This is a genomic window from Microvirga sp. CF3062 (assembly GCF_036314045.1).
Lineage (GTDB): Bacteria > Pseudomonadota > Alphaproteobacteria > Rhizobiales > Beijerinckiaceae > Microvirga.
The window spans coordinates 15,064-27,575 of record NZ_JAYGGN010000004.1 but is presented as its reverse complement, the minus strand read 5'-3'; the positions used below and the strand labels follow the sequence as shown (position 1 = coordinate 27,575).

Below are 12,512 nucleotides of genomic sequence, written 5' to 3'. Positions count from 1 at the left end.
GATGACTGCAGGCACCTTCAACGACACCTCCGTCTTTCCGGATCCGGTCTACAAGGAAACTGTTCTTCGTCCGCTCTTTGATGGCGCGAGGGATCATCATGTCGAAGGATTCCGCCTGATCGACCGGGCTCACCTCGTCATGCTTCATGAGACAGGCATTCTGACCATCGAGCAGGCTCGTCCTATCGCCCAAGCTCTGGACGCCATCGACAGGGAGGTTGATGTCGGCAGCCTGACTTATACCGGCGAGGTTGAGGATTTCTTCTTTTTCATCGAGAAGCAGCTTCGCGCCCGCCTGGGCCCGGATCTTGCCGGCCGCCTGCATACGGCGCGCTCGCGCAACGATATCGACCACACCCTGTTCAAGCTAGGTCTCAGGCACCGGATCGATCAACTGCTCGAGCGCCTGGTGCAGCTCGCCGAAACCTTGGCCTCCGTCGCCGAGCGGAAAAGCAAAACCCTCATCGTTGCCTACACTCACGGTCAGCCGGCGCAACCGACCGTCTTCGGCCATTACCTCTCCGCCGTACTGGAAACCCTGCTGCGGGACATCGCCCGTCTGGAAGCGGCGCGCGACATCGTGGACCGCAGCCCCATGGGTGCCGCTGCCATCACGACCAGCGGCTTTCCCATCGACAGGGATCTGATGGCGCACCTCCTCGGTTTCAATCGTCCGCTGCAGAACTCCTACGGGTGCATCGCCTCCGTCGACTACATTACCTCGACCTATTCGGCGATCGAACTCGTCTTCCTGCATCTTGGCCGGTTCATCCAGGACCTGCAGTTCTGGACGAGCTTCGAGGTCGGTCAGGTCTACGTGCCCAACGCCTTCGTGCAGATCAGTTCGATCATGCCGCAGAAGCGCAATCCTGTTCCCATCGAGCACATGCGTCACCTGGCATCTCAGACGGTCGGCCGGGCGCAGGCTATGCTCACGATTATGCACAACACACCCTTTACGGACATGAACGACAGCGAGGGGGAGAGCCAAGGCTTCGGATACGGCGCCTTCGAGAGCGGCGGACGTGTCCTCGACCTGCTGACAGCCCTCATCCCGGCCCTGCATATTAACCCGGACAGGGTTCGCCAGAACATCCGCCGCAGCTGCATCACGGTCACGGAACTCGCTGACAGCCTCGTGCGCCTGGAAGGCTTGTCTTTCCGGGAGGCCCACGAGATCGCGGCCGAAGTGTCCCGCTCTGTTGTCGGCATCGGTGGCGATATCGGGGCAGACGGCTACGAGGCGTTCCAGAAGGCGTTCAAGCATTGCGTAGGCCGCGAATCTTCCGTTGGACGGGAGAGCTTCGCCGAAATCGTTTCTCCTGAGAACTTCGTTGCTGTCCGTGATCGCTTCGGCGGCCCGGCTCCGGGAGCCCTGACCCGGGCGCTTGCCGGCTATCGCCAGGAAATCTCAGACTTCAGGACTCGGATGACGGCAACCAAGGCACGGGAAGCCGCGTCAGCCGAAGATCTCCATTCCCGCTTCACCGCCCTTCTTGGAGCTCGCTGATGGCGACCATTGAAATCGATCGCTTGGTCAAGGCCTACGGGCGCACCACCGTGGTTCACGGAATCGATCTTGCGATCCAAGACGGTGAGTTCGTGGTGCTGGTCGGACCCTCTGGCTGCGGCAAGTCCACGACGCTGAGGATGATTGCAGGTCTTGAGGAAATCAGCGGTGGCCAGATCCGCATCGACGGGCGCGTGGTGAACGATCTTCAGCCCAAGGAGCGGAACATCGCCATGGTGTTCCAGAACTACGCGATCTATCCGCATGTGACGGTTGCCGACAACATCGCCTTCGGTCTCTACCGCTCCAACCTCTCGAAGAGCGAAAAGCGAGCCCGCGTCGAGCAGGTTGCCGAGACCTTGGGGCTAACCCACCTGCTGGAGCGCCGCCCCTCAGCTCTGTCGGGCGGGCAGCGCCAGCGCGTTGCCATCGGACGCGCCATGGTTCGAGACCCATCGGCCTTTCTCTTCGACGAGCCGCTTTCCAACCTCGATGCACAGCTTCGTACCCAGATGCGCATCGAGATCAAACGCCTTCATCACAGGCTCGGCACAACCTCCGTCTTCGTGACCCACGATCAGGTAGAAGCCATGACCATGGCGGACCGGATCGTCGTCATGCGGGAAGGCCGGATCCTGCAGGTCGGCACGCCGCTTGAGCTATACGAGAACCCGGTCGATGTGTTCACGGCGCGGTTCATCGGCAGCCCGACCATGAACCTTCTCCCAGGCGCTCTTAGGAACGGCCGGATTGAACTGTCGGCTGGAGGAAGCCTGCCGGCAACAGTAGCTACGACGACGCCTGAGATCCTCGTCGGCGTTCGCCCGCAGGATCTCATGCCGACCGGAAGCAACGCAACGGGCCTGACCCTGTCGGGCCCAGTGGTGGTCGTTGAGACCCTCGGATCCGAGACCCTTGTACACATCGAGAACGACGGGCAAACCATCATCGGCTCGGCGCCGGGCCGATTGATCCCCAAAGTCGGCGAGAATCTGACCCTGCATGCACCGGTCGACCGGCTGTACTATTTCGACAAGGCTACCGAAAAGGCCCTGGCAGCCCGATGAGCGCGGCATCCACCAGGAGAAGCAAGGTCCTGTGTCTTGGCAGAACCTACTGCGACATCATCTTCACAGGCTTGAGCGAGATGCCGGCGCTGGGCAGGGAAAGGTTCGCCAAGAATGTGACGATTGCGGCCGGCGGCGGAGCATACATCACAGCCGCCCATCTTGCTGCGCTCGGACGGCCGGCAGCCCTTCTCTCTCGCTTAGGATTGGATCCCCTGTCGCGCGCTCTGGAAGAGGAACTTGGCGCCAGCGCAATTGACCTTTCGTTCGTGGAGCGAACCGATGATGCCGGCCCCCAGCCCACCGTGGCAATGGTCCGTGGGAGCGAGAGAGCCTTCATCTCTCGCCGTGCCGGCGGCTCCAGGCCAGTCAGCCTGGAGCGGGCGCTCACGGCTCCGGACGTGAGCCATCTGCACATCGCGGAATTTGCGACGCTCAATGACATGCCTGGGGTCATCTCCATGGCTCGGGATTGCGGGCTGACGATCTCCCTCGACCCGAGTTGGGACGATCAGCTGATCCGCCAGGATGCCGGGTTCTTTGAGACATGCAAAGGGATCGACGTCTTCCTACCGAACCTTGAGGAGGGGCGTGCCCTGACCGGCGAGAACGAGCCTGAGGTTATTCTCAGGCGGCTTCGGGAGAGCTTTCCCCTGGTCGTGCTGAAATGCGGGGAGGAAGGTGCCCTCGTAGCCGACAGTTCGGGCTCAGTCTGTGCTGCAGCGCTTCCCGTCGAGGTCGTTGATACCACCGGTGCCGGCGACGCCTTCAATGCCGGCTTTCTCCATGCCTGGCTCAGTGGCGGCGACCTTCGCGAAACTCTCGCCGCTGGAATTGAATCGGGAGCCCGCTCCGTTCAGGCCGTCGGTGGCGCTCCAACAGGTGCGGCTCGTTAGGTTTCACCTTGTCGGCGTGCGAACGTCACCCTGCTCGTGGCCCCCGTCATGTCAGACGCCCTCTGGCTGCAACCGGCAACTCGCCGATGATCTCATGACCGCGCACTTCAACAAGGCGATCGACCATGTTGACCACGACACACACGTGATTGGGAACGATACGAACGATGTCGCCAACATTCGGGCGATCATTGCAGCCTGACAAATCCAGGAAGCCGTGTTCTTCCGCAAAGCGGGCGATCTTGGCCTGCGGGTGCTCGAGGATGAGGCCGTGTCCCTGCAGCCCACCGGTGTCGCTCGTCAGGGTTTTCGATCCGGAGTCGAGAATGCCCCGCTCCGGCGCTGCCCGGCTCACCACGGTGGCATAGACGGTCAGCGCACAATCCTGCAGTTGCGCGACGCCTGCTGCCAGCATCATCCGATCGTTGAACACCGATGTCCCTGCCCGGTGCTCGGTCACACCTTTGATCTTGCCCAGGTTCAGGAGGTTGGGTGTCCCGCCGGATGACACGATCTCCGGCTCAAGCCCCAGGCTACGGACACCGGCCACAGCTGCATCCAGAAAGGCCTGTGTCTCGTTCATGGCATTTTCCGGCGGGTACAGCATGAACCCGGCGAACGAAAGTCCCGGGCGCGATGCGATGTCCTTCGCCAGGGCCACGGCCTCCGCAACCGTCTCGACCCCTGCCCGCTTACGGCCGGTGTCGCACTCCACCACGACTCTTAAGTCCCGCCCGGCTATCACGGCTGCCTCCGGCAAGCCCGCCACCACGGTGGGGTTATCCGCTGCGACAGTCACCTTCGTTTGGGATAGAAGCCTGCCAAGCCGGCCGAGCTTTTCCTCGCCCAGGATATTGTAGGCGATCAGGATGTCGTCATGCCCCGCCTCGGCCATGACCTCCGCTTCGCCGATCTTCTGGCAGGTGAGGCCACGAGCGCCGGCGTCCCGCTGCATGGATGCGATGACGGGACTCTTGTGCGTCTTGATGTGTGGCCGGTTGGCCACGCCGGCTGCATCGCACAGCCCCTGCAGCCTGGCGATGTTGCGCTCGACCACATCCAGGTCGACAACTACGGCAGGTGTCCCGAACTCACGCGCGACCTTGGCCTTAAGATCCTCAATGCTCATCCTTACCAATCCATCCCTAGACGCTCGGAGAGACAATAGACAATCGCGGCGGCGCTGTCCTGCCTTGCTGGTAGTTAGACAGTATCTCGCCCTCGAGCACCGCTTTCGTTGTCAACCCTCTCTTAATTCCGGGCAGGACACCGCTATATGTGGCGATATCCAAGACCAATAAAGTTCCGGAAGAGACCTTCGTGTCCGTTCTTCACCAAACATCTAAACATCTGGAGGAAGCCTCGTGAGAAGTGCAGTTTTGGCAACCCTGATCCTGTTTACCGCCCTCTCTCCCTCATCCGCACAGGACATGACCCATTACAATCGCATTGACCTGATCCGCCCTGATGCGCCAGTCCTCGCCAAGCATGGCGAACACGGGATCGGCGTCCGCACGATTGAGGTGGTCAACAAAAATCAGATCGACGTCTTGAAGGCAGCCGCCGGTCAGGAGCCCCCACGCTATGACCGCAAGCTCACCCTGGAAGTCTGGTACCCGGCGGAGACGGATGGGAAGCAATCAGGCGCCTATCCCGGAGTGTTCCTGCGTGACGGCAAGACCCAGGTCACTCTCCACGGCAAAGCGGTGCGCGATGCCCAGCCCAAGAAGGCGTCCGGCAGTCCCTACCCTCTGGTGATCATCAGTCACGGTTACCCGGGCAATCGCTTCCTGCTCAGCCACCTTGCGGAAAATCTTGCGACCAAGGGCTATGCGGTGGCAGCCATCGATCATGCGGATTCTACCTATACCGACCAGGGCAAGTTCGGGTCGACCTTGATCAACCGGCCCCTCGACCAGGTTTTTGTGCTTAACGCCATCGATCAGTTGTCGAAGGAGAGCGGGCATTTCCTGAATGGGCTGGTTGACACCTCCCGCACAGGCCTGATCGGCTATTCGATGGGTGGATACGGCGCGGTGATTACGGCTGGGGCTGGTGTCAGCAAGGAGGCAGTTGCCTATGATTCAGGCGTGCCGACGGGCATGCTGTCCTTGCACCTGGCCAGGTCCGAGACCCACAAGAAGCTGCGGGATGATCGGATCAAGGCCGTCGTCGCCATCGCTCCCTGGGGCATGCAGCGCGGCTTCTGGAACCAGGAGGGGATCACCGGGATCACGACGCCGATCCTTTATGTCGCCGGCAGCAAGGATGATGTGTCAGGTTATGAGAAGGGCGTGCGTGCGCTCTACACCGGCACCGTCAACGCGGACCGATATATGCTCACCTTCGAGAACGCCAATCACAACGCCGCGGCCCCCATCCCGGCGCCGGTCGAAAGCTGGCAGACGGCGGAGGGTGGAAGCTCGACGCCCTTCAACCACTATGCCGATCCGGTGTGGGACACGGTCCGCATGAACAACATCACGCAGCATTTCGCCACAGCCTTCCTGGGGCGCTATGTGAAGGCGGACCAGGAACTCGGCAGCTATATGGACGTGCCCGTGGAGCGGGCGAGCGAAGGCGTCTTTTCCGCCAACAAGGACGGCTCCCTCAAACCCGAGCATATCTACTGGAAAGGCTTCGCGGCCCGAACCGCCGCAGGCCTGATCCTGGAGCGCGCTGCACGGACCGCCAACTGATTATGTCTTCAGATGAAAAGGCCCGGCACCTGCCGGGCCTTTTTACATTGGCAGGGCCTTCCCGGAGGGGGACAGATTTCGCCCCCTATGCTGGCGTAACGATCCAAGAACTCTTCCGTCGCTTCCTGAAGGAAGGTTGGGTACTCACTCCTGGACTGTCAAACCGGGACCGATTGCGTTAGGATAAAACAAAAAAGACTTCCAACATCGTTTGTTACCCCTGCTGAGCCACTCCGTGGACAGGAACAATGTTGCGAGCTTTTTTCGATGCAGATCGGCCAGCAATCCGAAGACCCTTTCCCTGCCGCCATACGGGCGAAGCGAGCGGTTCTGATTGTCGACGTGGTGGAATCCGTCCGCCTTGTCGAGCAGGACGAGTCGGAGTTTATTTCCCGCTGGCTGGGCTTTGTCGAGCACGTCCGGAGCCGTATTCTTCCTGATCACAACGGCCACTTCACCAAAGGCCTGGGTGACGGGATGCTGTTGGACTTCGACGATGTCCGATCCGCGATCTCGGCTGCATTCTCAATCCAGCAGGAACGCAATCGCCAAAACCAGGCACTTCCTCCAGCCCAGCAGATCATGCTCAGGATCGGCATCGAGATCAGCGACGTGATCATCGATCAGGCCGATCTCTACGGGCGAGGCGTCAGCCGGGCGGCACGGATCCTTACCCTTGCGGGCCCTGGCGAAATCGTCATCTCGGCCAATGTGCGCGACAGGCTCACGGCCGATCTCGATGCCGATATCGAGGATCTCGGCGAATGCTATCTCAAGCATATGCCGCAACCCGTGCGAGCTTACCGCGTCGGGCCACCCGGACCACGGCCGGTGATCGAGGCCGCGTTATTCTTAGAAGATCTGCTTCCGACACTCGCTGTCGTCCCCTTTACCACGCGCGATCTTGAGGACGAGCATCACGTCCTGGGAGAGGTGCTTGCGGAGGAGCTTATTCAGGATCTCTCGCGCTCCCCTGAACTGCACGTCATATCACGTCTGTCGACAACCGTGTTCCGCGGAAGGGAAGCGTCTCTGACCCAAGTCAGTGCCAACCTCAATGCAAACTACGTGCTTTCGGGCTTTTATCGGATTCAGAGCCGGCAAGTTATCGTCGAAGTCGAACTCGCCGAAGCGAAGTCCGGCCAGATTTCATGGGCAGCGCGATATAAGGGCCAGTTGAGCGGTATCATCTCCGGCAAACGGAACCTGATCGATGAAATCGCCGCGAATGTGAATGCCGCCGTCATGATCAGCGAGCTGCAGCGGGCTCAGTCCCAGGCTCTGCCTACCCTGAAAAGCTATACGCTGCTGCTCGCCGCCGTAGCCTTGATGCATCGCCTCTCTCCTTACGATTTCAATGAGGCGCGCAGGCTTCTCGAGGCTCTTATCGAGCGGGCTCCGCGCCAGGCTATACCCCGCGCGTGGCTTGCCAAATGGCATGTCCTGCGGGTCCAGCAAGGCTGGTCGGACGATCCCCGACAGGATGCGCAACTCGCCTTGCGCTGTACGAAGCAGGCCCTTGATGCCGATCCACAATGTTCCCTTGCGCTTGCCATTGACGGCTTCGTTCATACGAACCTTCTGAAGAAGCTCGACATAGCCATGGAACGCTATGATCTCGCTCTCTTGAACAATCCGAACGACTCCCTCGCCTGGCTGCTCAAGGGCACGCTTCATGCGTTCAAGGACGAAGGAAAACAGGCTGTGAGCTGCACACAGAGGGCGCGTAAGCTCTCGCCGCTCGATCCCCATCGCTATTTCTATGACTCCCTTGCCGCAACCGCTCACCTCGCGGCTCATCAGTTCGACCGCGCCCTGAAGCTCGCGCAGCGGTCACTGAAATCCAATTGCACTCACACCTCGACCCTGCGCGCCATGGCAATCGCGCAGTGGGAGCTCGGGCAGAATGACGATGCCCGCCGCACGGTAGGAAGGCTCATGCAGTTGGAGCCGCATCTCACCATCCGCGGTTGGCGGGAGCGCTCGCCGAGTGCCGGATACAAGATTGGGGAAGAATGGGCGTCCGTGCTGCACCAAGCGGGAGTGCCTGAATAGCGGCGAACTTCGACAACGAGGGAGTGGACCAACGTGAGCTACTTATCAGCAGGGATCGGCCCCCTCGGTGGGGTTGGCGGAGTGGGCGGTGTTGGGGGCGTCGGAGGGGTGGGCGGCGTCGGGGGTGTAGGCGGCGTTGGAGGAGTGGGTGGTGTTGGAGGCGTGGGCGGTGGCGTCTACGACTCGCCACTCATGAGCGATGCCCTCATCCGCAGCCGTGATGGGATTGTCGGGCAATGGCGCGCACCAGCGGCTATCCCCAATCAGCTGGAATTGGAACACCGCGACAATCTCGATCGCTGGTCGCCCTGGGTCCGCGCTTCGATCATCGACGCGGAGACGGTCTCACGCCTCGGGTTCACGCTGGAAGATGCCACCATGAATCCGCGTCGCATGGCGGTCTGGCACCTCGAGGTTCCGGCGCCTGCCGCGGGCAATGCACCCGCGCCGGTATACAAGCCCCTCATCCTGATGGCCCGTCCGACAAATGCCGTCTTCGAGGCACAGCTCACCTTGGTGAACCACTATGCCGAACTGCGTCCGGATCGCCAGACTGAGATCTTGGCGCAGATCGGCGGCGGCATCACCTTTCTGAGCTCCATCGCTCAACTCCACCCGGACCGGACGCCCCATACGCTGGAACTTCTAGCAGCTGTTCTCCGGCTGGCGCTCTTCGTGCACCTGCGCGTGAAGCAGGGCCTCGCGTGTCGCCGACCGCTCGAATACTCGCCGCAGATCCAACCGATGATCGTCACACCGGCTCATGGAGCACTTCCGAGCGGGCACGCAACCGAATCGTTCGCGGCAGCTCTGGTGCTGTGGCAATTAATGAAAGCCTCCGGAAGGCCCGGGTACGACAGCGCAGATTGGCGCACCCAGCTTCTTCGTCTCGCGACAAGGATCGCCATCAACCGGACCGTCGCAGGGGTGCATTTTCCCGTCGACAGTGCCGCCGGTGCGGTCCTCGGCCTGACGCTCGGCGAGTACTTCGTCAATCGCTGTTCTGGCGCAGCCGGATACAGGGCATGGCGTTTCGAAGGCGATAAGTATCCCGGTGGCAGCGACTTCATCTGGCACGATCTTTATGACGTGACGACTGAGACGCTCACATCAATGCCGGTCGCGACAGGCTACTCCGTGCAATACGCGGCCAACGATCAGGTGATCGATCCGCAGTACCAATCCTACGTGCTCACATGGCTCTGGGACAAGGCGAAGGCCGAATGGGAATGAGGACAAATCCTTCCAACTCTTGAAAGCAGGAGCGCCCCATGGCCTGGAAGCGCGTTCAACCGAAGATCGATCCCGTTTCGCGATCTGTCGTCGATCCATATTCCTACTGGGCCCTGGGTCCAGGCTTGCAGGATTTCCGGCTGCCATCAGTCGCGGAGCAGAGCGTTCCGGTCCTCTTGCGCCGCAAGGCGGAGCCATGGGACGAGGAGGCCTGGGCGCTCTGGCGGGATGTCGCTGAAAACCCTGATATGCCGGAGCGGCCACCTCGTGACGCGGACCCTTTCGACATCAAGTTTTTGCCTCTCACAAAAACCCTCCGGTTGTTCGAAGGCATTAGATTTCGACGTTTTTTTGAGAGTCTGGAGCACTTCACCCTCGGTCCGCCCCTACCCTCCTCGTCCGTGGTTCCCCATGGCTATAAAGAGGTTCGTACGCTCCAATCCCCATCGCAGACTGCGACACCGGGCACTGTCGTCATCGGCATTATCGACGATGGCATTCCCTTTGCCCACGAGCGCTTCCGTAAAGCGGACGGTACGACCCGTGTCGAGTCCGTGTGGGTGCAGCACGGCCCCTCCAATAACGTGCCGATCGGATTCGATAACGGCTTCGAGATCCCCAAGGCGGACATCGACAACTATCTCGCGACCTGCCGGCAGGGAGATTTCATCGATGAGGATGATATCTACCGTCGCGCCGGGGTTGCCGACTTTACCCTCGATGGTCGCAAAAGCGTGGCGTGGCGTGCCTCCCACGGCGCCCATGTGATGGATCTTGCCTGCGGCTGGGATCCAAATGAGGCACCGGACTGGCGGATCATCTGCGTTCAACTACCGACTGCGACAACAGCAGACTCGTCAGGCGCCAGCCTGGCGCCCTATGCCGTCAAAGCCTTGGAGTATATCCGCGACAGGGCGCAAGTGATTGCAGGACCGGGCGAGAGCCTGCCGGTCGTGGTCAATTTCAGCTATGGCCTTCTCGCCGGCCCTCATGACGGCACCCACGTGATCGAGCTGGCTTTCGACAAGATCCTGCGCGAACACAACACGACCCCCGGCAACAAGCCGATGCGAGTCGTCATCCCCTCGGGCAACAGCCATCTGGCGCGTGCCCACGCGACAGTCTCGTTCCAGGCCGCAGGCGACCAAACGGCCCTGCCTCTGCGCGTTCTGCCTGATGATCTCACGCCGAGCTTTGTTGAGATCTGGCTCCCGCCCGCCGCTGGCGCAGGAAACCGGGTAGAGCTGACCATCGCGACCCCGCAGGGCGAGGTCGGCCCTCCGCTTGAGGAGAACGACAGTTATATTCTCCAATACGAGATCGACGGGAAAGTGCTCTGCGAGGCGCGATACCATTTCTCCTCTGCGCCTACAGCGCGCGGCATGTTCCTGATCTCTCTGCAGCCGACGATCCGGGTCGAGTCGGAGAACTCTCCTGTCCCCACCGATCCGGTTGCTCCCGCGGGGTTGTGGAACCTCACTCTGAAGAACATAGGATTGTCTCCACAAGAGACCATCGAGGCGTGGGTTCAACGGGACGATGCGCCTGTCGGCTACGCGCGCCGAGGGCGGCAAACCTATTTCGATCATCCATGCTATGAACGCTATGACCATGCAGGCCGCCCCATCGAAGAGGATGACCCCACCTGTCTCGTCAAGCGAGCCGGATTGATCAATGCCATTGCGACAGGCAACGATACAATCGTGATCGGCGGCCTCCTGCGCAGGGAGTTGCGCCCGCCCGCCTATTCCGCAGGCGGGCCGATCACGACGCCGGCTGGGGCCGCCTTACCCCATCGCTGCGGGCCCGACGCGCTGACGGTGAGCGACGACTCGACCGCTCAATCCGGTGTTCTCGCAGCTGGCACACGCAGCGGCTCCGTTATTGCCATGAACGGCACGAGCGTCGCCGCACCGCTGATGACCCGATGGATTGCCGGTGAACTCGCAGCCGGACGCCGTGGAAACAGAAGAGCCGTCTGGAAGCTGGCCTATGACAAAGAAGGCCCACTTCTACCTCCCGAGCCTTCACCGGAAAGAAGCGGCGCCGGAAGGGCGCCGCTTCCGCCTGTCCGCCCTGTCAAGATCAAACGATAGATCACGTATCGGCGCCCGCTGCCAAATACCAAACGGCAGCACGCGTGACGGGCCTGTGCTGGCCTAGGCTTAGGGTCAAGGCTTTAATCTCTAGGTAGTGCGCTTGCGGCGGGCTTTCTTCTGCGCAGTCCCTTCCCCGCCAGACGATTCACTCACAGCGCCCATTGCTTCAACAGCCGCGACAGGGGGAGCCTTCTCCAGAGTTGCAAAGGACTGCTCCTGCTGGTTTCCGTTCATTTCGCGCTCCGCCCTGTACCAGTGATCCTCCGGGTCGCCGGCGCGGCCTTCCCTCTCCCATATTTCGTAGGCTCTCTGGCGGATGGCTTCGTCGCTGGCGCATGATTGCTGATCCTTCTGGTGGCTTCCGTTCGATTCATCGAAAATCTGACGGCCGAGGTCGAGTCCGATGCGAGGCGTCGCATCTGGTCCGGTTTTGTCCTGGGTCATGATGGCTCCTCTTGTTCAGACGGGAAGTCAATGCAGGTTGTCGGAACATGTTTCCTCCCAGGCGCGGAGGTGAGGCATCTTTTCAGACCTGGAGAATGCCTCGTTGACAGGCGCTCTTGTCCCATCGTTGGCTTTGGAAAGAAGCACATCACGAACCCGAGTTTTTCGTTCGCCCACTAAGAAATTTGATACTGTGGCAGGCAAGGATGGAGGCCTGAATGACCAAAGAGGATCTGGTTCATAAGCTTGACAACATGGACCCTGGAGCGAGCCTCACAGTTCCGGAGGACGTGTTGGCGCAAATGTTCGGTGAAGTCACGCTTTCGTATGAATTGCAGGAGGCTCTCAGACGGATTGCCGATTTCGCGCTCGAACACCGCTGCACGTTTTCGTTTCATGAACATGAAGGGGCGGTTCCCTGCTTCCAGAAAGACGATGTCTTCTGAGATGCGGAGCCACTTTTAACCTATGAAGCCAACTGAGAATCTCGGGATCATCTGCCAAAGGAA

General features: G+C 60.8%; 10 protein-coding genes. 8 read left to right on the top strand and 2 right to left on the bottom strand.

Annotated features, from left to right (window positions below; genetic code table 11):
• Position 1 precedes the first annotated feature (1 nt).
• The 3 genes from argH to VB618_RS08455 are packed head-to-tail and all read left to right on the top strand — an operon-like array spanning position 2 to position 3,473.
• The gene (gene argH / locus VB618_RS08465) at positions 2-1,510 is read left to right on the top strand and encodes an argininosuccinate lyase (RefSeq protein ID WP_329796179.1); all 1,509 of its coding nucleotides are present in this window, start codon (positions 2-4) and stop codon (positions 1,508-1,510) included.
• A complete protein-coding gene (locus VB618_RS08460) occupies positions 1,510-2,577 on the top strand; it encodes an ABC transporter ATP-binding protein (protein ID WP_329796178.1) in 1,068 nt (355 codons plus the stop codon). The genes argH and VB618_RS08460 overlap by 1 nt, the downstream gene beginning before the upstream one ends.
• Positions 2,574-3,473 (top strand): carbohydrate kinase family protein, encoded by a 900-nt coding sequence (locus VB618_RS08455; protein ID WP_329796177.1) that lies wholly within the window; start codon positions 2,574-2,576, stop codon positions 3,471-3,473. The genes VB618_RS08460 and VB618_RS08455 overlap by 4 nt, the downstream gene beginning before the upstream one ends.
• Positions 3,474-3,519: 46 nt before the next feature.
• On the opposite strand, the gene VB618_RS08450 is transcribed toward VB618_RS08455, so the two are convergent.
• Complete coding sequence (locus tag VB618_RS08450; RefSeq protein WP_329796176.1) at positions 3,520-4,602, bottom strand: D-TA family PLP-dependent enzyme; 1,083 nt, start codon at positions 4,600-4,602, stop codon at positions 3,520-3,522.
• 235 nt (positions 4,603-4,837) lie between these two features.
• On the opposite strand from VB618_RS08450, the gene VB618_RS08445 reads away from it, so the two are divergent.
• The 4 genes from VB618_RS08445 (at position 4,838) to VB618_RS08430 (ending at position 11,556) form a co-directional block, all read left to right on the top strand.
• On the top strand, positions 4,838-6,172 hold the full coding sequence (locus VB618_RS08445) for an alpha/beta hydrolase family protein (RefSeq protein WP_329796175.1): 1,335 nt from the start codon (positions 4,838-4,840) through the stop codon (positions 6,170-6,172).
• Between the two features lie 267 nt (positions 6,173-6,439).
• On the top strand, positions 6,440-8,227 hold the full coding sequence (locus VB618_RS08440) for an adenylate/guanylate cyclase domain-containing protein (RefSeq protein WP_329796174.1): 1,788 nt from the start codon (positions 6,440-6,442) through the stop codon (positions 8,225-8,227).
• Positions 8,228-8,260: 33 nt separating this feature from the next.
• The gene (locus tag VB618_RS08435; protein ID WP_329796173.1) at positions 8,261-9,460 is read left to right on the top strand and encodes a phosphatase PAP2 family protein; all 1,200 of its coding nucleotides are present in this window, start codon (positions 8,261-8,263) and stop codon (positions 9,458-9,460) included.
• Between the two features lie 38 nt (positions 9,461-9,498).
• Positions 9,499-11,556 carry a hypothetical protein gene (locus VB618_RS08430; RefSeq protein ID WP_329796172.1) on the top strand — a complete coding sequence of 686 codons (2,058 nt, stop codon included), beginning with the start codon at positions 9,499-9,501 and terminating at the stop codon, positions 11,554-11,556.
• A gap of 90 nt (positions 11,557-11,646) precedes the next feature.
• Here the strand turns inward: VB618_RS08430 and VB618_RS08425 are convergent, their stop codons facing one another.
• Positions 11,647-12,003: a DUF2934 domain-containing protein gene (locus tag VB618_RS08425; RefSeq protein WP_329796171.1), complete on the bottom strand. Its 357-nt coding sequence runs from the start codon at positions 12,001-12,003 to the stop codon at positions 11,647-11,649.
• A gap of 218 nt (positions 12,004-12,221) precedes the next feature.
• Between VB618_RS08425 and VB618_RS08420 the strand changes: the two genes are divergently transcribed.
• Entirely contained in the window at positions 12,222-12,449 is a 228-nt protein-coding gene (locus VB618_RS08420) for a hypothetical protein (RefSeq protein ID WP_329796170.1), read from the top strand.
• Positions 12,450-12,512 lie beyond the last annotated feature (63 nt).